The 24,557-nt window shown below is 63.5% G+C and carries 20 protein-coding genes; 14 read left to right on the top strand and 6 right to left on the bottom strand.

Features of this window, described 5'->3' with window-relative positions; translation table 11 throughout:
• A complete protein-coding gene (gene ptsP, locus PverR02_RS29930; RefSeq protein WP_017845056.1) occupies nt 1–2,280 on the top strand; it encodes a phosphoenolpyruvate--protein phosphotransferase in 2,280 nt (759 codons plus the stop codon).
• Nucleotides 2,281–2,451: 171 nt separating this feature from the next.
• Here the strand turns inward: ptsP and PverR02_RS29925 are convergent, their stop codons facing one another.
• Nucleotides 2,452–3,198 (bottom strand): NRDE family protein, encoded by a 747-nt coding sequence (locus PverR02_RS29925; RefSeq protein WP_079444883.1) that lies wholly within the window; start codon nt 3,196–3,198, stop codon nt 2,452–2,454.
• A gap of 121 nt (nt 3,199–3,319) precedes the next feature.
• Here PverR02_RS29925 and PverR02_RS29920 point away from each other — a divergent pair, with 121 nt between their 5' ends.
• From PverR02_RS29920 to PverR02_RS29910, 3 genes are all read left to right on the top strand, one after another.
• Nucleotides 3,320–4,102, top strand: coding sequence for a sulfite exporter TauE/SafE family protein (locus PverR02_RS29920; RefSeq protein ID WP_017845054.1), 783 nt, complete (start codon nt 3,320–3,322; stop codon nt 4,100–4,102).
• A 66-nt stretch (nt 4,103–4,168) separates the two neighbouring features.
• Nucleotides 4,169–4,981 (top strand): prolipoprotein diacylglyceryl transferase, encoded by an 813-nt coding sequence (gene lgt / locus PverR02_RS29915; RefSeq protein ID WP_057003970.1) that lies wholly within the window; start codon nt 4,169–4,171, stop codon nt 4,979–4,981.
• 52 nt (nt 4,982–5,033) lie between these two features.
• Nucleotides 5,034–5,867 (top strand): thymidylate synthase, encoded by an 834-nt coding sequence (locus PverR02_RS29910; RefSeq protein WP_017845052.1) that lies wholly within the window; start codon nt 5,034–5,036, stop codon nt 5,865–5,867.
• Nucleotides 5,868–5,949: 82 nt separating this feature from the next.
• Here PverR02_RS29910 and cadR read toward each other — a convergent pair whose 3' ends face one another.
• Nucleotides 5,950–6,399 (bottom strand): Cd(II)/Pb(II)-responsive transcriptional regulator, encoded by a 450-nt coding sequence (cadR, locus tag PverR02_RS29905; RefSeq protein WP_079444882.1) that lies wholly within the window; start codon nt 6,397–6,399, stop codon nt 5,950–5,952.
• 84 nt (nt 6,400–6,483) lie between these two features.
• Here cadR and PverR02_RS29900 point away from each other — a divergent pair, with 84 nt between their 5' ends.
• The 8 genes from PverR02_RS29900 to PverR02_RS29865 all read left to right on the top strand — a co-directional run bounded on the left by PverR02_RS29900 (nt 6,484) and on the right by PverR02_RS29865 (nt 16,148).
• Entirely contained in the window at nt 6,484–8,751 is a 2,268-nt protein-coding gene (locus PverR02_RS29900) for a heavy metal translocating P-type ATPase (protein WP_079444881.1), read from the top strand.
• A 16-nt stretch (nt 8,752–8,767) separates the two neighbouring features.
• Complete coding sequence (locus tag PverR02_RS29895; protein ID WP_017845049.1) at nt 8,768–9,631, top strand: LysR family transcriptional regulator; 864 nt, start codon at nt 8,768–8,770, stop codon at nt 9,629–9,631.
• A 237-nt stretch (nt 9,632–9,868) separates the two neighbouring features.
• Nucleotides 9,869–10,933 (top strand): putative 2-aminoethylphosphonate ABC transporter ATP-binding protein, encoded by a 1,065-nt coding sequence (locus PverR02_RS29890; RefSeq protein WP_046381733.1) that lies wholly within the window; start codon nt 9,869–9,871, stop codon nt 10,931–10,933.
• Nucleotide 10,934: 1 nt separating this feature from the next.
• On the top strand, nt 10,935–12,647 hold the full coding sequence (locus PverR02_RS29885; RefSeq protein WP_079444880.1) for a putative 2-aminoethylphosphonate ABC transporter permease subunit: 1,713 nt from the start codon (nt 10,935–10,937) through the stop codon (nt 12,645–12,647).
• 18 nt (nt 12,648–12,665) lie between these two features.
• Entirely contained in the window at nt 12,666–13,688 is a 1,023-nt protein-coding gene (locus PverR02_RS29880) for a putative 2-aminoethylphosphonate ABC transporter substrate-binding protein (RefSeq protein ID WP_017845046.1), read from the top strand.
• A 136-nt stretch (nt 13,689–13,824) separates the two neighbouring features.
• On the top strand, nt 13,825–14,958 hold the full coding sequence (locus PverR02_RS29875) for a TIGR03364 family FAD-dependent oxidoreductase (protein ID WP_017845045.1): 1,134 nt from the start codon (nt 13,825–13,827) through the stop codon (nt 14,956–14,958).
• The gene (locus PverR02_RS29870; RefSeq protein WP_026139794.1) at nt 14,958–15,512 is read left to right on the top strand and encodes a phosphonate degradation HD-domain oxygenase; all 555 of its coding nucleotides are present in this window, start codon (nt 14,958–14,960) and stop codon (nt 15,510–15,512) included. The genes PverR02_RS29875 and PverR02_RS29870 overlap by 1 nt, the downstream gene beginning before the upstream one ends.
• 93 nt (nt 15,513–15,605) lie before the next feature.
• Complete coding sequence (locus tag PverR02_RS29865) at nt 15,606–16,148, top strand: hypothetical protein (protein ID WP_046381737.1); 543 nt, start codon at nt 15,606–15,608, stop codon at nt 16,146–16,148.
• A gap of 6 nt (nt 16,149–16,154) precedes the next feature.
• On the opposite strand, the gene PverR02_RS29860 is transcribed toward PverR02_RS29865, so the two are convergent.
• The gene (locus PverR02_RS29860; protein WP_017845042.1) at nt 16,155–17,522 is read right to left on the bottom strand and encodes a DUF3482 domain-containing protein; all 1,368 of its coding nucleotides are present in this window, start codon (nt 17,520–17,522) and stop codon (nt 16,155–16,157) included.
• Entirely contained in the window at nt 17,515–18,894 is a 1,380-nt protein-coding gene (locus tag PverR02_RS29855; protein ID WP_079444879.1) for a DUF2868 domain-containing protein, read from the bottom strand. The genes PverR02_RS29860 and PverR02_RS29855 overlap by 8 nt, the downstream gene beginning before the upstream one ends.
• A gap of 90 nt (nt 18,895–18,984) precedes the next feature.
• Between PverR02_RS29855 and PverR02_RS29850 the strand changes: the two genes are divergently transcribed.
• Nucleotides 18,985–19,497 (top strand): dihydrofolate reductase, encoded by a 513-nt coding sequence (locus PverR02_RS29850; RefSeq protein WP_046381740.1) that lies wholly within the window; start codon nt 18,985–18,987, stop codon nt 19,495–19,497.
• 100 nt (nt 19,498–19,597) lie between these two features.
• Here the strand turns inward: PverR02_RS29850 and PverR02_RS29845 are convergent, their stop codons facing one another.
• Nucleotides 19,598–20,989 (bottom strand): L-cystine transporter, encoded by a 1,392-nt coding sequence (locus PverR02_RS29845; RefSeq protein WP_046487851.1) that lies wholly within the window; start codon nt 20,987–20,989, stop codon nt 19,598–19,600.
• Nucleotides 20,990–21,230: 241 nt separating this feature from the next.
• Between PverR02_RS29845 and PverR02_RS29840 the strand changes: the two genes are divergently transcribed.
• Entirely contained in the window at nt 21,231–22,292 is a 1,062-nt protein-coding gene (locus PverR02_RS29840) for an HAD family hydrolase (RefSeq protein ID WP_046381742.1), read from the top strand.
• Nucleotides 22,293–22,431: 139 nt separating this feature from the next.
• Here PverR02_RS29840 and ilvD read toward each other — a convergent pair whose 3' ends face one another.
• Complete coding sequence (ilvD, locus tag PverR02_RS29835; protein WP_057003962.1) at nt 22,432–24,273, bottom strand: dihydroxy-acid dehydratase; 1,842 nt, start codon at nt 24,271–24,273, stop codon at nt 22,432–22,434.
• Nucleotides 24,274–24,557 lie beyond the last annotated feature (284 nt).

Here is a 24,557-nt window from a genome sequence, read left to right as displayed (position 1 = left end):
ATGCTCAATACGCTGCGCAAGATCGTCCAGGAAGTTAACTCCGCCAAGGATCTCAAGGCGGCGTTGGGGATTATTGTGTTGCGCGTCAAGGAAGCCATGGGCAGCCAGGTCTGCTCGGTTTACCTGCTGGACCCCGAGACCAACCGTTTTGTGCTGATGGCGACCGAGGGCTTGAACAAGCGCTCCATCGGCAAGGTCAGCATGGCGCCCAATGAAGGTCTGGTGGGCTTGGTAGGGACGCGTGAAGAACCCCTGAACCTTGAAAACGCGGCTGATCACCCGCGTTATCGCTACTTTGCCGAAACCGGCGAAGAGCGCTACGCCTCGTTCCTCGGCGCGCCGATCATTCACCACCGCCGCGTTGTCGGCGTGTTGGTCATCCAGCAGAAAGAACGCCGCCAGTTCGACGAAGGCGAAGAAGCCTTCCTCGTGACCATGAGCGCGCAATTGGCCGGGGTGATCGCCCATGCCGAAGCCACCGGCTCGATTCGCGGCCTGGGGCGCCAGGGCAAGGGCATCCAGGAAGCCAAGTTCGTCGGCGTACCGGGCTCGCCAGGTGCGGCCGTCGGTACGGCCGTGGTCATGTTGCCGCCGGCCGACCTCGATGTGGTGCCGGACAAGACCGTCAGCGACATCGACGCCGAAATCAAACTGTTCAAGACCGCCCTGGAAGGCGTGCGCGCCGACATGCGCAACCTGTCGAACAAGCTCGCCACCCAACTGCGCCCCGAAGAGCGAGCGCTGTTCGAGGTGTACCAGATGATGCTGGATGACGCGTCGCTGGGCAGCGAAGTCAAAAACGTGATCAAGACCGGCCAGTGGGCCCAGGGCGCGCTGCGCCAGGTGGTCTCCGATCACGTCAACCGTTTCGAATTGATGGACGACGCCTACCTGCGCGAGCGCGCCTCGGATGTGCGCGACCTCGGTCGCCGTCTGCTCGCTTACTTGCAGGAAGACCGTTCCACCAACCTGGTCTACCCCGACAACACCATCCTGATCAGTGAAGAACTGACCGCCACCATGCTCGGCGAAGTGCCGGAAGGCAAACTGGTGGGCCTGATCTCGGTGCTCGGTTCGGGCAACTCCCACGTCGCGATCCTGGCCCGGGCCATGGGTATTCCGACGGTGATGGGCCTGGTGGACCTGCCGTATTCCAAGGTCGACGGCATCGAAATGATCGTCGACGGCAACCGTGGCGAGGTGTTCACCAACCCCAGCGAAGTGATGCGCAAGCAGTACGCCGAGGTGGTGGAAGAGGAACGCCAGCTGTCCCAGGGCCTCGACGCCTTGCGCGAACTGCCCTGCGTGACCCTCGACGGGCATCGCGTGCCGCTGCTGGTCAACACCGGCCTGCTCGCCGATGTGGCCCGCGCGCAACAACGCGGCGCCGAAGGGGTGGGGCTGTACCGCACCGAAGTGCCGTTCATGATCAACCAGCGCTTTCCGAGCGAGAAGGAGCAGCTGGCGATTTATCGCGAGCAACTGTCCGCCTTCCATCCGTTGCCGGTGACGATGCGCAGCCTGGACATTGGCGGCGATAAGTCACTGTCGTATTTCCCGATCAAGGAAGACAACCCCTTCCTCGGCTGGCGCGGGATTCGCGTCACCCTTGACCACCCGGAAATTTTCCTCGTACAAACCCGCGCCATGCTCAAGGCCAGCGAAGGCCTGAACAACCTGCGCATCCTGCTGCCGATGATCTCCGGCACCCATGAGCTGGAAGAAGCCCTGCACCTGATCCACCGCGCCTGGGGCGAGGTGCGCGACGAAGGCGCCGACGTACCGATGCCGCCGATCGGCGTGATGATCGAAATTCCGGCGGCGGTGTACCAGGCCAAGGAACTGGCGCGGCAGGTGGACTTCCTGTCGGTGGGCTCCAACGACCTGACCCAATACCTGCTGGCCGTGGACCGCAACAACCCACGGGTGGCCGACCTCTACGACTACCTGCACCCGGCGGTGCTGCAAGCGCTGCAACATGTGGTGCGCGACGCCCATGCCGAAGGCAAGCCGGTGAGCATCTGCGGGGAAATGGCCGGCGATCCGGCAGCAGCGGTGCTGTTGATGGCGATGGGCTTTGACAGCCTGTCGATGAACGCCACCAACTTGCCGAAGGTGAAGTGGCTGCTGCGCCAGGTCAACCTGAGCATGGCCAAGGAACTGCTGGCCGAGCTGATGACCATCGACAACCCGCAAGTTATCCACAGCTCGCTGCAACTGGCGCTGAAGAACCTGGGGTTGACGCGGATGATCAACCCGGCCTCAGCCAAAACCCTCTAAAACCTGGCGCCGATCAAAAATGTGGGAGGGGCGGTGCGACGATTCGACTTGCCCCCGATTACGGAGTGTCAGTCAGCACACGAGCTTGCTCGCGAAAAACCTGAGGGTACTGCGTGCATTCAGGCGGGGGGCGCGCGTCATCGTTGACGTTTTTCGCGAGCAAGCTCGCTCCTACAGGTTGAGTTCGACTTCGCCGAGCCGCCCACCGTGCGGCCCAAAACTGCGCTCCACCATCTGCCGCGTGCCGTCCGCATTCACAATCAGCGCTGTACTCGCCCGTGTCCCATAACTGGGGCTGGCGATAAATACGCTTGATAGCAAACTCTCGGTCGCCAAGCCCACGCCGGTGTCCGGCAAGTCGGCAAACGGCGCGGTCTGCGGGTCGCTCAAGATATCCAGCAAGGTTTCCGGCTGCGGGTTCTCCAGTACCTCGCCCAGCGCTGCCTTGGCCTTGAGCAATTTCGGCCATGGCGTGTCGAGCCCTGCATTGGAAAGGCCGTATACCCCGGCGGGCAGCTGCGTAGGCACGCTGTCGCGGGCGTTGTAATGCCACAGTTCATCCCGCGTGCCCACCAGCAGGTTGAACCCGGCATATTCAATCGAACGGCCGTTGATCTCCGCCAAATACTGCTCAAGCGGTAGCGAACCGCTGAGAAACCGCGCCACCAATTCCCCACGCGACTTGCGGGCCGGCGGTTGATGCGGGTCGCGGATATTGGTCAGGGCGGCAAACCGTCCGTCGGCGTTCACCCCCAGCCAGGTGCCGCCCGCTTCCTGGTCGCGGCCGGCATAGACGGCAGGCGCATCCGGCCATTGGGCCAGCGGCAGGCTGGGGCGGGCGTAGAACTCGTCACGGTTGGCCGCGACGATCAGCGGTTGGGCATGGCCCGGCCGCCAGGCGAAAACAATCAGGCACATCAGGCGATCCCCCTTTGTGTGTTTGGCCACTCTACCTACACTGGCGCGGGCGTTCCATCGTATCCAGTTGGGTCGCATGCCTTCCATCCGTTAACATGCCGGACTTGGTTTGGGGGCTCCCATGGAATTTCTGCTGTATTTACTGCTGGGCGCCTGTGCCGGGGTGCTCGCCGGGCTGTTTGGCGTGGGCGGTGGGATCATTATCGTGCCGGTGCTGGTGTTCAGCTTCACCTTGCAGGGCTTCGACCCGCAGGTGCTGACCCACCTGGCCGTGGGCACGTCCCTGGCGACGATCATCTTCACCTCGATCAACGCCGTGCGTGAGCACCATCGACGGGGCGCGGTACGCTGGCCGATCTTTGTGTGGATGACCGTGGGCATCCTGATCGGCGCCGGTTTTGGCGCGCTGACCGCCGAGGCGATTTCCGGCCCCCACTTGCAGAAGATCATCGGCGTGTTCGCGCTGATCATCGCCGTGCAGTTGGCCCTGGAGGTCAAGCCCAAGGCCAGTCGAACGGTGCCGGGCAAGCTCGGTTTGACCCTGGCGGGCACGGTGATCGGCTGGGCCTCGGCGATTTTCGGGATTGGCGGCGGTTCGCTGACCGTGCCGTTTTTGACCTGGCGCAGCGTGCCGATGCAGCAAGCGGTGGCCACTTCGTCGGCCTGCGGGCTGCCGATTGCGCTGGCCAGTGCATTAAGTTTCATGATTCTGGGCTGGCATGACCCGCTGCTGCCCGCTCATAGTCTAGGGTTCGTGTATTTGCCGGCGCTGCTGGGCATTGCCCTGACCAGCATGGTGTTTGCCCGCTTCGGCGCGCGCCTGGCGCACCGTTTGTCGCCGCGCTTGCTAAAACGCCTGTTTGCCGGGCTGCTGTTTTGCGTGGGTTTGAATTTTTTGCTGTAACGCAGCCTTAATCGCGCCCGGGCATGGTCCCGGTCGCCATAACGAATGATTTTACGAGGAGTCGCAATGCTGCCTTACCCGCAGATCGACCCGGTGGCCCTGGCCATCGGTCCGCTGAAAATCCACTGGTACGGGTTGATGTACCTGATCGGCATCGGCGGCGCCTGGCTGCTGGCTTCCCGGCGCCTGAACCGTTTCGACCCGACCTGGACCAAGGAGAAACTCTCCGACATGGTGTTCTGGTTGTCGATGGGGGTCATCGTCGGCGGACGCCTGGGGTATGTGCTGTTTTACGACTTGCCCGCCTACATCGCCAACCCGACGCTGATCTTCGAGGTATGGAAGGGCGGCATGGCCTTCCACGGTGGGTTTATCGGCGTGATGCTCGCCGCCTGGTGGTTTGGCCGTCGCAACGGCAAGTCGTTCTTCGAGCTGATGGACTTCGTTGCGCCGCTGGTGCCGATCGGTCTGGGCGCCGGGCGTATCGGTAACTTCATCAATGCCGAACTGTGGGGCAAGCCGACCGACGTGCCGTGGGCCATGGTGTTCCCGCCGTTCAGCGACCCGGCGCAATTGCCGCGCCATCCGTCGCAGCTGTACCAGTTCGCCCTGGAAGGTGTGGCACTGTTCCTCATTCTGTACATTTTCTCGCGCAAGCCACGGCCGACCATGGCTGTGTCGGGTATGTTCGCGTTGTTCTACGGCATCTTCCGTTTTGTCGTCGAGTTCGTGCGCGTCCCGGATGCGCAACTGGGCTACCTGGCGTTCGGTTGGGTGACCATGGGCCAGATCCTCAGTCTGCCGATGATCATCGTCGGCCTGGGCCTGCTGTGGTGGGCGTACAACCGTCCGCAACCGTTGAAGAACACCGCGCTTTGAATTCGAATGCCGAGGCCTGCGAGGTCTCGGCTGCACCGATACGGGTAATGACATGAAGCAATATCTCGAACTACTGAACGACGTCGTGACCAATGGCCTGACCAAGGGCGACCGCACCGGCACCGGCACCAAGGCTGTGTTTGCCCGTCAGTATCGGCATAACTTGGCCGACGGCTTCCCGCTGCTGACCACCAAGAAGCTTCACTTCAAAAGCATCGCCAACGAATTGATCTGGATGTTGAGCGGCAACACCAACATCAAGTGGTTGAACGAGAACGGCGTGCGTATCTGGGACGAGTGGGCCACCGAAGACGGTGATCTGGGCCCGGTGTACGGCGAGCAGTGGACCGCCTGGCCGACCAAGGACGGCGGCACGATCAATCAGATCGACTACATGGTCGAGACGCTGAAGACCAACCCCAACAGCCGCCGCATCCTGTTCCACGGCTGGAACGTCGAGTACCTGCCGGACGAGACCAAGAGCCCCCAGGAAAATGCGCGCAACGGCAAGCAGGCCCTGCCGCCGTGCCACCTGCTGTACCAGGCGTTCGTGCATGACGGCCATCTGTCGATGCAGTTGTATATCCGCAGCTCCGACGTATTCCTCGGCCTGCCGTACAACACCGCCGCGCTGGCGCTGCTGACCCACATGCTGGCCCAGCAGTGCGACCTGATCCCCCACGAGATCATCGTCACCACCGGCGACACCCACGCCTACAGCAACCACATGGAACAGATCCAGACCCAACTGGCGCGCACGCCGAAGAAGCTGCCGGAATTGGTGATCAAGCGTAAGCCTGCGTCGATCTATGACTACAAGTTCGAAGACTTCGAAATCGTCGGTTACGACGCCGACCCAAGCATCAAGGCCGACGTCGCCATCTAAAGGCTGCCTCAGTCTAAAGGTGTGGGCTTGTGTGGGAGGGAGCAAGCCCCCTCCCACACTTTGATTCGGTTACCAGGCTGAATTAATGCCCATGGCTTCTGCCCACATGCGAAGGCTCGGCCTCGCTGGCGGCGACACTGCCGCTGACCTCCAGCCGCTGCAATATCCCGCACTGATCCAGCTCCGGCCCGCTGCCACAGCGCTGGCGCAGGTCGATCAGCTGTTCCTGCAATGCCAACAGGCCATCGATCCGCGCTTTGACATGGTGGATATGCTCGTCGATCAGCGCATTCACGTTTTCGCATTGGTCCTGCGGGCTGTCTCGTAAGCCCAGCAGGCTGCGGATTTCTTCCAGGGTCATGTCCAGGCTGCGGCAGTTGCGGATAAACACCAACCGCTCGGTGTGCGCCTGGGTGTACACGCGGTAGTTGGCCTCGGTGCGTGCCGGTGGTGGCAGCAAGCCTTCCTTCTCGTAATAACGGATGGTTTCCACCGGGCAGTCGGTCAGCCTGGCCAATTCGCCGATCTTCATCGCAACAATCTCCAAATGGGTGCTTGACCCTATAGTGGCTACAGGGTCTTTACTTGGCAACAGGCACCTTACGGACGCGACCAGATGAGCGACTCCCATCACACCCCGCACACCCCGCACACGCACGATCACGCGCATGACCACGCTCATGCGCCGAAAAAACTGACACCGGTGCATGACCACGGCCACGCCGGTGCCTGCTGCTCCGGCACGCCAGCCCCGGCGTTGGTGCAACTGAGCGCCGCGCCAAGCGCCGATTCGCGCTTGAGCACCTTCCGCATCGAAGCCATGGACTGCCCCACCGAGCAGACCCTGATCCAGAACAAACTGGGCAAGCTTGCCGGTGTGCAGCAGCTGGAATTCAACCTGATCAACCGCATCCTCGGTGTCACCCATGACCTGCCGAGCACCGCGCCGATCATCGACGCCATCAAGTCCCTGGGCATGCAGGCCGATCCGATCGAAGAGGGCACCCCGGCTGCCGCACCGCCGGCGAAGAAACACTGGTGGCCGTTGGCGTTGTCCGGCGTCGGCGCCCTGGCCGCCGAAGTGATCCACTTCACCAACGCGGCCCCGACCTGGGTGATCGCCCTGGTGGCGCTGGTCTCGATCCTCAGCGGCGGCCTGACCACCTATAAAAAGGGCTGGATCGCCCTGAAAAACCTCAACCTGAACATCAACGCGCTGATGAGCATCGCCGTGACCGGCGCGATCCTGATCGGCCAATGGCCGGAAGCGGCGATGGTGATGTTCCTGTTCACCGTGGCCGAATTGATCGAAGCCAAGTCCCTCGACCGCGCGCGCAATGCCATCAGCGGCTTGATGCAGATGACCCCGGAACGGGCCACAGTGCGTCAGGCCGACGGCAGTTGGGCCGAACGGGAAGTGAACAGTGTGGAATTGGGCGCCATCGTGCGGGTTCGCCCCGGCGAGCGCATCGGCCTGGACGGCGAAGTCACCGCCGGCCAGTCGACCATCGACCAGGCGCCGATCACCGGCGAAAGCCTGCCGATTGAAAAAACCGTGGGCGATAAAGTCTTCGCCGGCACCATCAACCAGGCCGGTTCCCTGGAATACGCAGTCACGGCGGCCGCCAGCAACTCGACCCTGGCGCGGATCATCCACGCCGTGGAACAGGCTCAGGGCGCCCGCGCGCCGACCCAGCGTTTTGTCGACCGTTTTGCGAAGATCTACACCCCGGCGGTGTTCCTGTTTGCCCTGGGCGTGGCGCTGATCCCGCCGCTGTTCATGGCTGGCGTCTGGTTCGACTGGATCTATCGCGCCCTGGTGCTGTTGGTGGTCGCATGCCCGTGCGCCTTGGTGATCTCCACCCCGGTGACCATCGTCAGCGGCCTGGCCGCAGCGGCGCGCAAAGGCATCCTGATCAAGGGCGGCGTGTACCTGGAGGGCGGTTACAAGCTCGACTACCTGGCCCTCGACAAGACCGGCACCATCACCCACGGCAAACCGGTGCAAACCGACTACCTGGCCCTGTTCCCGAATGTCGAAGACAGTGCGCCGGCGTTGGCCGCCGCCCTCGCCGGGCGTTCCGACCACCCGGTATCGCTGGCCATCGCCAACGCGGCTGTGGATAAAAGCCTGCCGCGCCATGCTGTGGATAACTTCACTGCCCTGACCGGTCGCGGTGTGCGCGGTGATATCAACGGCGCAACCTACCACCTGGGCAACCACCGCCTGGTGGAAGAACTCGGCCTGTGCTCGCCCGCGCTGGAAGACAAACTCTTCGCCCTGGAGAAACAAGGCAAATCCGTGGTGCTGCTGCTCGACAAATCCGGCCCGCTGGCGCTGTTCGCCGTGGCCGACACGGTCAAGGACAGCAGCCGCGAAGCGATCCAGCAGTTGCACGAGCTGGGCATCAAAACCCTGATGCTCACCGGCGACAACACCCACACTGCCCAGGCGATTGCGGCCCAGGTCGGCATCGACCAGGCCCAGGGCGACCTGTTGCCCACCGACAAACTGCTAGCCATTGAAGCCCTTTACGGCCAAGGCCGGCGCGTGGGCATGGTCGGCGACGGCATCAACGACGCCCCGGCGTTGGCCCGCGCCGAGATCGGTTTTGCCATGGCCGCGGCAGGCACCGACACTGCCATCGAAACTGCCGACGTGGCCTTGATGGACGATGATTTGCGCAAGATTCCGGCTTTCATTCGGTTGTCGCGGCAAACCTCGAGTATCCTCAAGCAGAACATCGCCCTGGCGCTGGTGATCAAGGCGGTCTTCCTTGCGGTCACCTTCCTGGGCATGGCCACCATGTGGATGGCGGTGTTCGCCGACATGGGCGTAAGCCTGCTGGTGGTGTTCAATGGCCTGCGCCTGCTGCGCAAATAAATGATGTGAGGGTGGTGTGCTGAGTGCCGAGTTGAAGGCGTTTTTTATGGTCGCCCGCCTGGGCAGCATCACCCAGGCGGCGAAAAAACTCGGCCTGAGCCAGCCCACCGTCACCACGCAGATCCGCAACCTGGAAAGCCAGTACGGCGTCGAGCTGTTCTATCGCGGGGGCCGCCGCCTGACGGTCAGCGACGAAGGCGCGCGCCTGCTGCCGATGGTCAAGACGCTGTTGCAGCAGGAAGCGGATATCGAGTTTTTCCTGCGTAACAGTGGCCAGGTCCAGGGCGCATTGCGGATTGCCGCGACGGCGCCGTATTACATCCTCGACCTGGTCAAAGCCTTCCGCGAGCGTTTGCCCCAGGTGGAAGTGTCGGTGGAAATCGGCAACTCCCAACAGGTGCTCGAAGCCCTGGATGATTACCGCGTCGACGTCGCCGCGTCCTCGCAACTGCTGGAAGACCCGCGCCTGATTCGCCGCGTGCTGGGCACCGATCCGCTGGTGCTGGCGGTGCATCGCAACCACCCGTTGGCGACGCTCGATCATGTGCCGTTGACCGCGCTGGCCGGGCATACGCTGTTGATGCGTGAAGCCGGCTCCACCACGCGACGCCTGACGGAACAGCTGCTGCAGGGTGCCGGCGTGAGTTACGGGCCGCTGCTGGAAATCGGCAGCCGCGAGTCGATTCGTGAAGCGGTGCTGCGCAATATCGGCATCAGCATCATCGCCCGCCAGGAAGTGCCCCATGACCCGCAACTGCGAGTGCTGACCATCGAGAACGCGCCGCAGATCGCTGAGTACCTCTACTGCCTCAAGGAAAGAAAAGGCGCTCGCCTGCCAGCTGCTTTTCTCGGGTTGGCGCAGGAAATGTCGCCGATCTGAAATCCGGTGGTGACCTTGAGGGCCAATCGGGGGCAAGCCCCCTCCCACACTTGACCGAGTTCCAACATGAGAATGCGGTCAAAATGTGGAAGGGGGCTTGCCCCCGATAGCGCCAGACCTGGCACCCCCCCCTACCCAAATCCACCAATACCACTATCGCCACGTTTTGCCTTTCTGCCACATCAGGGACGCATTGCCTGCCTAGCATGGCCCTCATCTGTTTGATGAGGTGCCTCCATGAACACAGCCCTGACCCAACCCGGCGCGCCAATGAAGGTGCGCGGTATCCAGAAACGCTTCGGCGCCTTTACCGCGCTGGACAACGTGTCCCTGGACGTCGCCGCCGGCGAGCTGGTGTGCCTGCTGGGCCCGTCCGGTTGTGGCAAGACCACGCTGCTGCGCTGCATCGCCGGCCTCGAGCGCCAGGACAGTGGGGAGCTTTATCTGGGTGAGCGGGATGTTTCCCTGCTGCCGCCGCAGGCGCGGGACTACGGCATTTTGTTCCAGTCCTACGCGCTGTTCCCCAACCTCAGCGTTGAAGCGAATATCGGCTACGGCCTCACCGGCAGCGGTCGCGATGAAGTGCGCAAGCGTGTCGGTCAGATGCTCGAACTGGTCGGCCTGCTCGGCAGCGAAAAGAAATACCCCGGCCAACTCTCCGGCGGCCAGCAACAACGGGTCGCCCTGGCCCGCGCCTTGGCGCCGGCACCCTCGCTGTTGCTGCTCGATGAACCGATGTCGGCCCTCGACGCTCGCGTCCGTGAGCACCTGTGTACCGAACTGCGCCAACTGCAACGGCGCCTGGGCGTCACCACGCTGATGGTCACCCACAATCAGGACGAAGCCATGTTGATGGCCGACCGCATTGCCGTGATGAACAACGGCAAGGTCGAGCAATACGCCACGCCCCAAGAGATTTACGACCGCCCGGCCACACCGTTCGTGGCGGAGTTCGTCGGCCAGGGCAATTGGCTGCCGTTCAGCCGCAGCAGCGCGAGCCACGCCCAGGTCGGCGGGATGCACATGCGCCTGGCCGATGATGCTGGCGCGGCCACCTCCGGGCGCCTGTTCTGCCGCCCGGAGGCGATCAGCGTCAACCCGCTGGTGCATGAAGAGAACCTGTTTGCGGCCAAGGTCCGCGAGATCACCTTCCTCGGCAACCGTTGCCGCATGAGCTTTGAACTGGCGCAACTGCCCGGTCATCCGCTGCTGGCCGAACTGGCTCCGGAAGCCATGCCGCGCCTGGGGGCCCAGGACATCTGGGTCGCGTTGCCGCCGCGCAGCCTGCAGGTGTTTGCCTGACATGGGTGCGCTGATGACGCTGCCCATTGCACGCCGGGTGTCCCGCGCCGAGTTGGGCGACCGCCTTTTCGTGCTGGGCGGCAAATGGCTATGGCTGTGCCTGCTGGGTATCGCGGTGTTGTTGCCGCTGCTGGCGATCTTCTGGCGCGGCTTCAGCAGCGAAGCCGGGCAGGGCGGCGGGCTGGTGGCGGCGCGGGAACTGGTCAGCAGCGCCAACTTCCACTGGCTGCTTGGGAATAGCCTGAAAGTCTCCCTCAGCGTGGCGGTCATTGTCGTACCGCTGGCGTATCTGTTTGCCTACGCGCTGCAACGCACACTGATCCCGGCCAAGGCGCTTTGGCGCGGCCTGTCGCTGCTGCCGTTGATGGCGCCGTCAATGCTGCCGGGGATCGCGTTGGTCTATCTGTTCGGCAACCAGGGCCTGCTGCGCGGTTTGTTGTCGGAGAATATCTACGGCTTCTGGGGCGTTGTCCTCGGTGAGGTGATCTACACCTTCCCACACGCCTTGATGATCCTGTTGTCGGCGCTTTCCCTGGCGGATGCGCGCTTGTTCGATGCCGCCTCAAGCATGGGCGCCAGCCCGGCCCGGGCATTCCGCAGCATCACTTGGCCTGCCACGCGCCAGGCGGTGTTCGCCGCGTTTTGCCTGGTGTTCACCCTGACCATCACCGACTTCGGCGTACCGGTGGTGGTCGGCGGCGATTATCAGGTGCTGGCGCTGGAAGCCTACAAGGCCGTGGTCGGCCAGCAACAGTTCGGGCGCGGGGCGTTGATCGGCATGGTGTTGCTGCTGCCGGCGCTGTTCAGCTTTGGCGTCGATACCTGGCTGCGTCGGCGCCAGGGTGATGCTATGGGCGGCCGTGCCCAGGTGTTCCAGCCGGCCCCGTCGCGGCGGCGCGATGCCTGTTACCTGGCCATCGTGCTGCTGATCTGCGCGGTGTTGCTGCTGGTGTTCGGCATGGCGGTGTACTCGTCGCTGGTGAAGTTCTGGCCCTACAACCTGTCGCTGTCGCTCAACCACTACCAGTTCGAAGACACAGCTGGCGGCGGCTGGCTGGCGTACCGCAACAGCCTGACCCTGGCGCTGTGTACGGCGTTGATCGGCAGCGTGCTGATCTTCACCGGCGCGTACCTGATGGAAAAGACCCAGAGCCAGAAAGGCCTGAACCTGGCGCTGCGCATGCTCAGCTTCGTGCCGATGGCCGTGCCGGGCCTGGTGCTGGGCCTGGGCTACGTCTTCTTCTTCAACCTCAGCGGCAACCCGCTGCATGTGTTCTACGGCACCATGACGCTGCTGGTGGTGTGTACCATCGCTCATTATTTGACCACCGCGCAGATGACCGCCACCACCGCGCTGCGCCAGCTCGATGCCGAGTTCGAAGCCGCCGCGCTGTCGCTCAAGGCGCCGCTGTACCGCCACTACCTGCGCGTCACCGTGCCGATCTGCCTGCCGGCGCTGCTGGACATCGTGCGCTACCTGTTTGTGTCGGCGATGACCACTGTCTCGGCGGCGATCTTCCTCTACAGCCCCGACACCATCCTCGCCGCCGTCGCCGTGTTGAACATGGACGACGCCGGCAATGTGGGCGGCGCGGCGGCCATGTCCACTTTGATCCTGTTCACTTCGGCCGGCGTCTCGCTGTTGCTGGCGTGGGCCTCACGTGGCGCGTTGCGCCGCTCCCAAGCCTGGCGCCAGACCGCGCCGGGCCAATAACCCTGAAGGAGGTATGCCATGTTCAAGCCCCTCGCGTTGGTCGCTGCCGTACTCACTGCATTCAGCCTGAATGCCTTCGCCAAGACTGAATTGACCGTGTACACGGCCCTCGAAGCCGAGCAATTGAAGACCTATAAACAGGCCTTCGAGCAGGCCAACCCCGACATCGAAATCAAATGGGTGCGTGACTCCACCGGCATCATCACCGCCAAGCTGCTCGCGGAAAAAGACCGCCCGCAAGCCGATGTGGTCTGGGGCCTGGCCGCGTCGAGCCTGGCGATCCTCGACCAGCAAGGCATGCTCGAAAGTTACGCGCCCAAGGGCCTGGACAAGATCGGCAAACACTACCGTGACGCCGCCAACCCGCCTGCGTGGGTCGGCATGGACGTCTGGGCCGCGACGATCTGCTTCAACACCGTCGAAGCCGAGAAGCAGGGCCTGAGCAAACCGGTGAGCTGGCAAGACCTGACCAAGCCTGAGTACAAGGGCAAGATCGTGATGCCCAACCCGGCGTCCTCGGGCACCGGTTTCCTGGATGTGAGCGCCTGGCTGCAGACCTTCGGCGAGAAGCAGGGCTGGCAGTACATGGACGACCTGCACCAGAACATCGGCCAGTACGTCCACTCCGGTTCCAAGCCGTGCAAGCTGGCGGCTTCGGGTGAATTCCCGATCGGTATTTCCTTCGAATACCCGGCCGTGCAGCTGAAGCGCCAGGGCGCGCCGCTGGACATCATCCTGCCGAAAGAAGGCCTGGGCTGGGACATCGAAGCGACGGCGGTGATCAAAGGCAGCGCCCACGCCGACGCGGCGAAGAAACTCGCCGACTTCTCCGCCAGCACCGCGGCGATGGACCTGTACAAGGACAACTTCGCCGTGCTCGCCCAGCCGGGCATCGCCAAGCCGCAGACCGAATTGCCGGCGGACTACGAGCAGCGGCTGATCAAGAACGACTTCACCTGGGCCTCGAAAAACCGCGACAGCATTCTGACTGAATGGCGTAAGCGCTATGACGGCAAGTCGGAGAAGGTAGCGGGTCAGTAAATACTCCGTTTGGGCTGATGGCCTCTTCGGGGGCAAGCCCCCTCCCACATGTTGACCGCATTCTCATGTTGGAACTCGGTCAAGTGTGGGAGGGGGCTTGCCCCCGATAGCGGTCTTGAAAACAGGACATCACTAAATGACACACCACAGCGACCTGCTGATCATCGGCGCCGGCATCCTCGGCCTGTCCCACGCCTACGCGGCAGCCAAGCGCGGGCTCAAGGTCAAGGTGTTCGAGCGCAGCGCCACGCCGTTGGGCGCCTCGGTACGCAACTTCGGCCAGGCCCTGGTCACCGGCCAACCGCCAGGCCCGATGCTCGACCTGGCGCGGCAAAGCCGCGATATCTGGGGCGAATGGGCGCGGCTGGCCGGCTTGCAGCTCAAGCGCAACGGCTCGTATCTGTTCGCCCGCAGCGAAGCCGAAGAACACCTGCTGGAAGCCTTCTGCGCCGGCCGCGCCCAGGCGTATGGCTATAACGTCGAACTGCTGCAGGGCGCGGCGTTGCGGGATCTGTACGGCGGCCAATTCCGTCATCACCGCGCAGCGTTGCACGGCAAGGACGATCAGCAGCTGTATTCGCGCGAGGCGATCCCGGCGCTGATCGATTACCTGCGCGAGGAACTGCAGGTGGAGTTTCACTTTTCGACCCTGGTGCGCGACGTCGAGCCCGGCCAGTTGCACAGCACGGCGGGCAGTTTTCGTGGCGCGCAGATCGTGGTCTGCTCGGGCCACGACTACCAAACCCTGCTGGCCGAAGCGATTGCCGAACTCGACCCGCATATCTGCCGTCTGCAAATGCTGCGCGCGCGGCCGGCGGTCAACCTGAACCTGCAACACGCCTTGCTCACCGGCCTCAGTTGCGTGCATTACGGCGCGTTTGCCGACCTGCCGGAAGCGGCGGCGGTGCAGGCGCAGATCCTGCGCGAGGCGCCGTACCTGCATGAGCACGGGATTCACTTGCTGATCAGCCCGACGCCCCATGGCGAACTGATCATCGGCGACTCCCACGACTACGGCCGCGATGCGTCGCCGTTCAACGCCGAGCAGGTCGATGACTGGATGCTCGAACTGGCCGAGCAGACCCTGGGTTGCAAGGTCCAGGTGGTCGAGCGTTGGCAGGGCGTCTACGGCGCACGCGGGCGGGTGCCGTTCTCGTTCCTGCGCGTGGCGCCCGGCGTCAGCGCCGCGTTGATGCATACCGGCGTGGGCATGAGCGTGGGGCCGGCGTTGGGCGAGCGCAATATCAGCGCACTGTGGGGGGCGGCATGATGAATCCGCAGCAGGTGATTGCCGAGGTTTTCGGCCTGTACGAGCAACACGGCACGGCGGATTACATCGGCGAGGCGGTGTCGCAGCTCGAACACATGTCCCAGGCCGCGCAGTGGGCCATGGCCGAAGGCTTCGACGATGAAGTGGTGCTGGCCGCGTTTTTCCACGATATCGGCCATCTCTGCGGTCAGGGCGGCGCGAACATGGGCGGCTATGGCGTGGTCAGCCATGAGCGGCTGGGCGCCGATTACCTGCGCCGCGTCGGTTTCAGCGAGCGCCTGGCGCGGCTGGTGGAATATCACGTCGAGGCCAAGCGCTACCTGACCTTCAGCCAGCCGGACTACTACGCCCGGTTGAGCGAAGCCAGCCGCCGCACGCTGGCGTATCAAGGCGGGGCAATGACGCCTGACGAAGCGCGGGCGTTCGAGCAAGACCCGCTCTACGCCATCAGCCTGCGTCTGCGCCACTGGGACGAACAGGCCAAGCAAGCGCAGGTGCCGGTGCTCGATCTGCAGGTACTCAAGGCCAAGGCCGCGCGGCTACTGGTTGCGTAGATTGGCCTTACGCCAAACGCAGATGCGCCGCCTAGAGCCCCTGAGGTCGGATCACTAAGGTGGCTTGCTTCTTCAATCCAAGGAGCAACGCTGATGCGCTACTTAAAAGTGACGGCCCAGGACATGAGCGGCAACGGTCGGGCGGACACAGTCATCCTGCACTTCTATGAGCAGCAGGCTGGCTGTCCCGATGAACTGATCCACGAGATCTTCGCCGTGGACATGAGCGCGGACGGCCGGGTCGACCTGCAATGGGCGGACGATCTGAACCCGGTCACCCGCCCTTGTCGGCTGGAAAAACAGCGGGTGGACACCTTCGCCGACTGCTTTTTGAAGTTGAACTGGTTCAATCGGCGCAGCCACTGGCAGCGCACGTTGACGCTGTACGTCGATCATTACGCCAAGGCCGGCACACCCAACGCGGTCAAGCTGGAATTCCAAGAGCGCACGGCGCCGCAGTGCAAGGGCTCGCTGATCTACAAGGCCGCCGCCTATGACGGCGATGGCGACGGGGTGCTGGAATCGTTTACCAACAGTGACATCGACCGCGACGGTATTGCGGACAAGGCCGATAAAGAGCTGATCCGCACGTTGTGTACGACCTTTCTGGGCTTTGAGTGGTACGCGCGTCAATAAGCGGGGTCAGGCTTCATCGAGCCGGGCGGCCAGGGCTTCGACCTGCTCCTGGCGCTCGGCCTGGCTCAATTTGGCGTGGGGGTTGAGGGACGACCACTGCGGGTGGGCGCGGGCCTTGTGCAGGGCATCGGGCAGTTTGCCTTCGCGCCAGGTCTTGTCCTGCGGCGTGTCGACCTTGATGCTGTGCATCGCCGCATGACCGCGCAGGTTCAGGGCCTTGAGCAATTGGCGTTGGCGCAGGGCCAGCAGGCGAAGCACGCTGTCGTCGACGGTCAGCTCGCGCTGGCCCTTGATTTTGCCCAGCAGGCGCCCGCCATAGCTGCGCGCGGTTTGCAGCGCGCCACCGGCAATGGCGCCCGCCAGCGCGGCGGCGCCAAGGGTCAACCCACCCACCAGCAGGTCGACCCCGGCACCGGCGGCCGCGCCGGCGGCAATCCCGCCGCCGACGCGCACGCCGAGTTGCTTGAGGGTTTCCGGGTTGAACAGGTCATCGCCCCAGCGCCCGTCGAGCAGCGGCAAGTCGCTGGCGGCGGCGTCCTGCGGGCGGAAGCCGAACAGCTTGAGCAAGGCTTCCACGCAACGCTGCTCGCGCTGGCGCACGGCCTTGCGCAAATCGCCGATGGCTTGCGGTTCCTCTTCAGTGACCACGCTGCGCCGGCACGCGGCGCAGTCGATCAGCAGTTCGGCGATCAGCCGCGCGGCACTTTGCTGGCGGGCCTGGCGTTGGGCGTGCTGGTCGAGGATCAGCCGTTCCAGTTGGGGCCGGGCGTTTTCCAGTAGCAGGGCGAGGCTTTCATACAGGCGGCGTTCGCCGTCTTCCGGCGGCGCGACGCTGTCGAACCGCACCAGTGCGTGCAGGCCGAGGCGGGCCAGGGCTTCGCGCCAGTCCGGTTCGCGATGATCGTTGCTGCTGACGAAGTTGAGCACGGGCAATAACGGTTTGCCGCAACTGGCCAGCACTTGCAGTTCGTCGCGGTACTTGGCCAGCACCGGCTCGCGGGCGTCGATCACATACAGGCCGGCGTCGGAGGCCAGCAGTTGGCGCAGCACCTTGGCTTCCTGTTCGAAACGCTGACGGGCTTCGCTGCCTTCCAGGAAACGCGCCAGGCGTGCCGGGCCGTCGAGGCGTTCGCCGGGGCGATCGAGGCGTTCCAGATAGTCGAGCAGGGCGATGGCGTCTTCCAGGCCGGGGGTGTCGTAGAGTTCCAGCAGGGCTTCGCCCTCGACCGACAAGCGCGCGCCTTCGACATGCCGCGTGGTGCTGGGGCGATGGGAGACTTCGCCGAAACCGACATCGCGGGTCAGGGTACGCAGCAGCGAGGTCTTGCCGACATTGGTGTGGCCGACCACGGCGAGTTTCAGGGGTTTAGTCATGGCCGCTCTCCAGCCAGTTCAACGGCGCGCAATCGGCGAAGGGCAGCTCCAGTTGTTGCAGCGCCGCGTGCCAATCGCCCAGGCGCTCGGCGTCCAGCGCCTGGCCGGGTGGCGCTTGCAGCAGCCACACGCGGGTGGCGCTGGCGCTGCGCGCCAGTTCGGCGATCAGCGCCAGGCTGCCCCGGTCGGGCGAGCGGCGCGGGTCGCAGGCGATGGCCAGGCGCGCGGGCGGGAAGCGGGTCAGTTGTTCCAGCAGTTTGTGGCGTGATTCGCGGCTGTCGAGGATGCCGGCGTTCTGCACGTTGCCCGGCAGCTTCGGCGGCCACGGGTGCTGGTCGTCGAGTTCGATGGCGACCACCAGCGCGCCGTCACTGTGCAGTTCGCTGACGCCGCCGCTGACGGCGTGCAACTGCTCCGGTGCCGCATCGTTGACCCCAAGCCGTTCGCTGCTTGGCATCAGGCGTTCGCGCAGTTGGCTGTAGCCGGGCAGGTTGAGGTCCAGGCGCAGGGCGGCGCGTCCGCGTTTCCAGCGCCACAGGCACAGCAGGGCGAGGGTCAACCGCGGCAACAGGCCGTAGATCAGCAGCACGCCCACCAGCCAGGCAGCCCAGGCCTGGCGTGCGCTGTCGATGTTCAGGGCGGAATCGCCGCTGGCGCGGATCATCTCCACCGTGGGGACGTTGAAACCAAGCAGGGCGGGCAGGGCGCCGAGGGCTTGGGTCACGGCGACGAAGGTGTCGGCGCCGAGGATGGTGGTTTCCCACACAAAACCGTAGCGCCGGGTGGCGAGCAGCGTCAGCAGGATCGCCAGCGCGCTGAGCAACGCGAGTAACCACAGGCTGTTGACCAGCACCCCGACGGCCCAGCGATTGAGCTTCTGGCGCTGCAATAGCAGCAGCAACGCCGGCGCCAGTTGCGCGGCTTTGGCGTCACGCGCGAGTTTTTCGCTGAGCCACAACCACAGCCGGCCGAGGCTGGCGCTGTGTTCTCCGGCAAACAGCAGGCCCAATGCCCAACTGATCAGCAGGATCAGGTTCAAGCCGAGCAGGCTGCCCAGGGCCCAGAACACATTCACCGGGGTCAAGCCGTTACCCAGCGCAGCAAAGGCCAGGCCTGCACCACTGATCACCGCGACTATCGCCAGCAGTATCAGGGCCAAACGCGCACCTTGCAGCCAGCGGATGAGGGCGGTTGTCAGCCCATCGCGCTCGGCCAGGTGCAGGGCGCGCTGTTGAATGCGCGTCGGCAGGTCGCCGCCGGCCGTGCGGGCCAGGCGATTGGCTTGCTGATCTTCCAGCGGGCCGGCGTGTTCTTCGCGCAGGCGCACGGTTTCCGTCAGCCAGAGTGTTTGCAGGGGGGTCAGTGCAGTCACGCGCCGTCCTGTTGTGTCAGTGAGCCTGGAGCATAACCGCTGTGCAGCCGGTTGGGGTACGCTTCGCGTGGCTCTGGTATTCTCGTCGCCATGAAAAAAACTCTCCCTCTAAGCCTGATCGCAGCCCTCGGTGAAAACCGTGTGATCGGCGTCGACAACAGCATGCCCTGGCATTTGCCGGGGGATTTCAAATATTTCAAGGCCACCACCCTGGGCAAGCCGATCATCATGGGGCGCAAGACCTGGGATTCCCTGGGCCGACCGCTGCCGGGGCGCTTGAACATTGTGGTCAGTCGTCAGACCGACCTGGCGCTGGAAGGTGCGGAAGTTTTTCCGTCGCTTGAAGCGGCGGTGGCGCGTGCGCAAGCGTGGGCCCTGGAGCAGGGCGTGGATGAGCTGATGTTGATCGGCGGCGCGCAGCTTTATGCGCAGGGGCTGGAACAGGCCGATCGCCTGTACCTGACGCGGGTGGCGCTGAGCCCGGAAGGGGATGCGTGGTTTCCGGCGTTTGATGAGAACCAGTGGAAGTTGGTTTCCAATCTGCAGAACCCAGCCGAAGGTGACAAGCCGGCTTACAACTTCGAAGTCTGGGAAAAAGCCTAAAAGCATCGGGGGCAAGCCCCCTCCCACATTTGACCGAGTGAATGCGATCAAGTGTGGGAGGGGCGGTGCGACGATTCGACTTGCCCCCGATAGCGGTCTATCAGGCCTGCGCCAACTCCGCATGCTCATCCGCATTCAGCCGTTCTTTATCGGTCTGCTGCATGATCTGGCTGGTAATCGCCCCGGCTGTCATCGAACCGTTCACGTTCAACGCGGTACGGCCCATGTCGATCAGCGGCTCCACGGAAATCAGCAGCGCCACCAGTGACACCGGCAAGCCCATCGCCGGCAGTACGATCAGCGCGGCAAACGTCGCCCCGCCGCCCACGCCGGCAACGCCCGCCGAACTCAAGGTCACAATCGCCACCAGGGTCGCGATCCACAGCGGGTCCAACGGGTTGATGCCGACCGTCGGCGCGACCATCACCGCCAGCATTGCCGGGTAGAGACCGGCGCAACCGTTCTGGCCGATGGTCGCGCCGAACGAGGCGGCGAAACCGGCGATGGCGTGCGGGATGCCCAGGCGGCGGGTCTGCGCTTCGATACTCAGCGGGATCGCCGCCGCGCTGGAGCGGCTGGTGAAGGCGAACGTCAGCACCGGCCAGACCTTGCGCAAGAAGCGCAGCGGGTTGATCCCGGCCAGCGACAGCAGCAGGCCATGCACCACGAACATCAGCCCCAGCGCCAGGTACGAGACCACGACAAAACTGCCGAGCTTGATGATGTCTTGCAGGTTGGAGCCGGCGACCACCTTGGTCATCAGCGCCAATACGCCGTAGGGCGTGAGCTTCATCACCAGGCGCACCAGGCGCATCACCCAGGCTTGCAGGGTGTCGATGGCGTTGAGCACTTTCTGGCCCTTTTCCACATCATCCTTGAGCAGTTGCAGCGCGGCCACGCCGAGGAAGGCGGCGAAGATCACCACGCTGATGATCGAGGTCGGCTTGGCGCGGGCCAGGTCGGCGAACGGATTCGCTGGCACGAACGACAACAGCAACTGCGGGATATTCAGGTCGGCGACCTTGCCCGCGTAGTCGTTCTGGATCACTTGCAGGCGCGCCATTTCCTGGGTGCCGGCCACCAGGCCTTCGGCGGTGAGGCCGAACAGGTTGGTCAGGCCGATGCCGATCAGCGCCGCAATCGCGGTGGTGAACAGTAGGGTGCCGATGGTCAGGAAGCTGATCTTGCCCAGGGACGCGGCGTTGTGCAGACGTGCCACGGCGCTGAGGATCGAAGCGAACACCAGCGGGATCACGATCATTTGCAGCAACTGCACATAACCGTTACCGACCAGATCGAACCAGCCGATAGAGGCTTTGAGGACCGGGTTGCCATCGCCGTAAATGGCGTGCAAGGCCGTACCGAACGCCACGCCGAGTATCAGGGCGAACAGGACTTTCTTGGCGAGGCTCCAGTTCGTTCGACGGGTTTGTGCCAGGCCCAGCAACAGGGCCACGAACACCAGTAAGTTGAGAATCAGGGGCAGATTCATTGAAGCTCCGTTGAGAGTGTTGCCAATCGCGTGAGCCTGCGATTGCGAACCGGGAAGCCTAACAGCTTGATATATATTGATTTAATACCAATATGGAATGGTGTCTGTCGTTTTTGGAATAAGTAGTTGGCGCTCAGGCGCATGGCAATGGCGGAATCAGAACGCAAGCGGTCGCGACCGGGCGAAAACTGTCACAGGGATTTGTTAGCGTCGATGTCTTTCACTCAGGGAGACAACGCCTATGAAGCTCGCGCCGAAACTACTGGTATCCGCCGCATTCTGCCTCGCACTTGCCGGCCAGGCGTTCGCCGCCACCGAGTTGAAACACTGGCCGGCCCCGGCCGCCAAGCAACTGAACGAAATGATCGCCGCCAACGCCAACAAGGGTAACTTCGCGGTGTTCGACATGGACAACACCAGCTACCGCTACGACCTCGAAGAGTCCCTGCTGCCCTACATGGAAAACAAGGGCCTGATCACCCGCGACAGCCTCGACCCATCGCTCAAGCTTATGCCCTTCAAAGACACCGCCGAGCATAAGGAAAGTCTGTTCAGTTACTACTATCGCCTCTGCGAAGTGGACGACATGGTCTGCTACCCGTGGGTGGCCCAGGTGTTTGCAGGTTTTACCCTCAAGGAGCTCAAGGTCCAGGTCGATGAGTTGATGGCCTCCGGCAAGCCAGTGCCGGTCAGCTATTTCGAAGGCGACGCGGTGAAGAACTCCGAAGTCCAGCCGCCGAAAGTCTTCACCGGTCAGGCTGAGCTGTACAACAAACTGATGGAAAACGGCATCGAGGTGTATGTGATGACCGCCGCGTCGGAAGAGCTGGTACGCATGGTCGCTGCCGATCCGAAGTACGGCTACAACGTCAAACCGCAGAACGTCATCGGCGTGAGCACCCTGCTCAAGGACCGCAAGACCGGCGAACTGACCACCGCACGCAAGCAGATCACTGCCGGCAAATACGACGAAAAAGCCAACCTCGGTCTGGAATTGACCCCCTACCTGTGGACCCCGGCGACCTGGATGGCCGGCAAGCACGCCGCGATCCTGACCTACATCGACGAATGGAAAAAACCGGTGATCGTCGGCGGCGATACCCCGACCAGCGACGGCTACATGCTGTTCCACGATGTGGACGTGGCCAAGGGCGGCATTCACCTGTGGGTCAACCGCAAAGACAAGTACATGACCCAGCTCAACGGCATGATGGCCAAGCACGCGGCCGCCCAGGCCAAGGAAGGCTTGCCGGTGACGGCGGACAAGAACTGGGTGATCGTCAAGCCGGATGAGATCCAGTAACAGGCTGAACACGGTCAAAAAATGTGGGAGGGGCGAATCGTCGCACCGCCCCTCCCACATGTTGATCTCCAGTGTTTTGGAGAATTGCTCCAGGCAAAAAAATGCCCCGCACCTGGCGGGGCATTTTCATGGGCGGGCCTTACAGCCCGTCGAGCATTGCCTTGTTACGCACGGCGCCTTTGTCGGCACTGGTCGCCAGCAACGCATAAGCCTTCAACGCAGTAGTCACCTTGCGTGGACGCTTCTCCACCGGCTTCCAGCCCTTCTTGTCCTGCTCGACCCGGCGCGCGGCCAGTTCTTCGTCGCTGATCAACAGGTTGATCGAGCGGTTCGGAATGTCGATCAGTACCTTGTCGCCGTCCTGTACCAGGCCAATCGCGCCGCCGGCAGCGGCTTCAGGCGAAGCATGGCCGATGGACAGGCCCGAGGTGCCGCCGGAGAAACGGCCGTCGGTCAGCAGCGCGCAGGCTTTGCCCAGGCCTTTGGATTTCAGGTACGACGTTGGGTAGAGCATCTCCTGCATACCCGGGCCGCCTTTCGGGCCTTCGTAGCGGATGATCACGATGTCGCCTTCTTTGACTTCGTCGGCGAGGATGCCGCGTACCGAGCTGTCCTGGCTTTCGTAGATCTTGGCGCGACCTTCGAAGACGTGGATCGACTCATCCACACCGGCGGTTTTCACCACGCAGCCGTCGAGGGCGATGTTGCCGTACAGCACGGCCAGGCCGCCTTCTTTCGAATAGGCGTGCTCGACGCTGCGGATGCAGCCGTTTTCACGGTCGGCGTCGAGGGTGTCCCAGCGGGTCGACTGGCTGAACGCGGTCTGGGTCGGGATGCCCGCCGGGCCGGCCTTGAAGAAGGTGTGTACGGCTTCGTCGTCAGTCTGGGTGATGTCCCACTTGGCGATGCCTTCGGCGAGGGACTTGCTGTGCACGGTCGGCAGGTCGGTGTGCAGCAGGCCGCCACGGGCCAGGGAACCGAGGATCGAGAAGATCCCGCCGGCGCGGTGTACGTCTTCCATGTGGTACTTCTGGATGTTCGGCGCGACTTTGCACAGTTGCGGCACATGACGGGACAGGCGGTCGATGTCGCGCAGGTCGAAATCGATCTCGGCTTCCTGGGCTGCGGCCAGCAAGTGCAGGATGGTGTTGGTGGAACCGCCCATGGCGATGTCCAGGGTCATGGCGTTTTCGAACGCCTTGAAGTTGGCGATGTTGCGCGGCAACACCGACTCATCGTTCTCGCCGTAGTAGCGTTTGCACAGCTCGACGATGGTGCGGCCGGCCTGCAGGAACAGTTGCTCGCGGTCGCTGTGGGTGGCCAGTGTCGAACCGTTGCCCGGCAAGGCCAGGCCCAGGGCTTCGACCAGGCAGTTCATCGAGTTGGCGGTGAACATGCCGGAGCATGAACCGCAGGTCGGGCAGGCGCTGCGCTCGTATTCCGCGACCTTCTCGTCAGACGCGCTGGAATCGGCGGCGATGACCATGGCATCGACCAGGTCGAGGCCGTGGGAGGCGAGTTTGGTCTTGCCGGCTTCCATCGGGCCGCCGGAGACGAAGATCACCGGGACGTTCAGGCGCAGGGCGGCCATCAGCATGCCAGGGGTGATCTTGTCGCAGTTGGAGATGCAGACGATGGCGTCGGCGCAGTGGGCGTTGACCATGTACTCCACGGAGTCGGCGATGATCTCGCGGCTCGGCAGGGAATACAGCATGCCGTCATGGCCCATGGCGATGCCGTCGTCCACGGCGATGGTGTTGAATTCTTTGGCGACACCGCCGGCGCGTTCGATCTCGCGGGCGACCAGTTGGCCCAGGTCCTTGAGGTGGACGTGGCCGGGGACGAACTGTGTGAACGAGTTGGCAATCGCGATGATCGGCTTCTTGAAGTCGTCATCTTTCATCCCCGTGGCACGCCACAGTGCGCGGGCGCCGGCCATGTTGCGGCCGTGGGTGGATGTTTTCGAGCGGTAATCTGGCATTGGAGCCCTCCGGGCGGCTAATCAAAACTAATCAGGTGCTAAGGGGAGTGAGCTTCTATGGACGTCTGGAACACCCGAAAAATGGCCGTGGTGTCCGGACGTTGCCGCAAACGTTACGGGATCGCCGTGCGTTTTGGCCTCGAGCTCATAAACCCGCCGGGGGATGACTGGCGATGAATAGGCCGATTCTACACCGCTGGCGGCTGGAGGGAATGGCGAAAAGCGCCGTGGCGACGCACGCCCGGATCAACCAATCTGATGTAGGAGCGAGCTTGCTCGCGAAA

The sequence above is a fragment of the Pseudomonas veronii genome (assembly GCF_002028325.1).
In the GTDB taxonomy this organism is placed as follows: domain Bacteria; phylum Pseudomonadota; class Gammaproteobacteria; order Pseudomonadales; family Pseudomonadaceae; genus Aquipseudomonas; species Aquipseudomonas veronii.
Note: the sequence above shows the minus strand (reverse complement) of the source record. Positions and strands in the feature narration are given on the sequence as shown.

Coding starts and splice junctions, on each gene's coding strand:
- PverR02_RS29880 (WP_017845046.1), top strand. CDS start 12,666: ATGTTCAAGCCCCTCGCGTTGGTCGCTGCCGTACTCACTGCATTCAGC.
- PverR02_RS29885 (WP_079444880.1), top strand. CDS start 10,935: ATGGGTGCGCTGATGACGCTGCCCATTGCACGCCGGGTGTCCCGCGCC.
- PverR02_RS29925 (WP_079444883.1), bottom strand. CDS start 3,198: ATGTGCCTGATTGTTTTCGCCTGGCGGCCGGGCCATGCCCAACCGCTG.
- PverR02_RS29865 (WP_046381737.1), top strand. CDS start 15,606: ATGCGCTACTTAAAAGTGACGGCCCAGGACATGAGCGGCAACGGTCGG.
- cadR (WP_079444882.1), bottom strand. CDS start 6,399: ATGAAGATCGGCGAATTGGCCAGGCTGACCGACTGCCCGGTGGAAACC.
- PverR02_RS29910 (WP_017845052.1), top strand. CDS start 5,034: ATGAAGCAATATCTCGAACTACTGAACGACGTCGTGACCAATGGCCTG.
- PverR02_RS29850 (WP_046381740.1), top strand. CDS start 18,985: ATGAAAAAAACTCTCCCTCTAAGCCTGATCGCAGCCCTCGGTGAAAAC.
- lgt (WP_057003970.1), top strand. CDS start 4,169: ATGCTGCCTTACCCGCAGATCGACCCGGTGGCCCTGGCCATCGGTCCG.
- PverR02_RS29920 (WP_017845054.1), top strand. CDS start 3,320: ATGGAATTTCTGCTGTATTTACTGCTGGGCGCCTGTGCCGGGGTGCTC.
- PverR02_RS29845 (WP_046487851.1), bottom strand. CDS start 20,989: ATGAATCTGCCCCTGATTCTCAACTTACTGGTGTTCGTGGCCCTGTTG.
- ptsP (WP_017845056.1), top strand. CDS start 1: ATGCTCAATACGCTGCGCAAGATCGTCCAGGAAGTTAACTCCGCCAAG.
- PverR02_RS29840 (WP_046381742.1), top strand. CDS start 21,231: ATGAAGCTCGCGCCGAAACTACTGGTATCCGCCGCATTCTGCCTCGCA.
- ilvD (WP_057003962.1), bottom strand. CDS start 24,273: ATGCCAGATTACCGCTCGAAAACATCCACCCACGGCCGCAACATGGCC.
- PverR02_RS29875 (WP_017845045.1), top strand. CDS start 13,825: ATGACACACCACAGCGACCTGCTGATCATCGGCGCCGGCATCCTCGGC.
- PverR02_RS29870 (WP_026139794.1), top strand. CDS start 14,958: ATGAATCCGCAGCAGGTGATTGCCGAGGTTTTCGGCCTGTACGAGCAA.
- PverR02_RS29890 (WP_046381733.1), top strand. CDS start 9,869: ATGAACACAGCCCTGACCCAACCCGGCGCGCCAATGAAGGTGCGCGGT.
- PverR02_RS29900 (WP_079444881.1), top strand. CDS start 6,484: ATGAGCGACTCCCATCACACCCCGCACACCCCGCACACGCACGATCAC.
- PverR02_RS29860 (WP_017845042.1), bottom strand. CDS start 17,522: ATGACTAAACCCCTGAAACTCGCCGTGGTCGGCCACACCAATGTCGGC.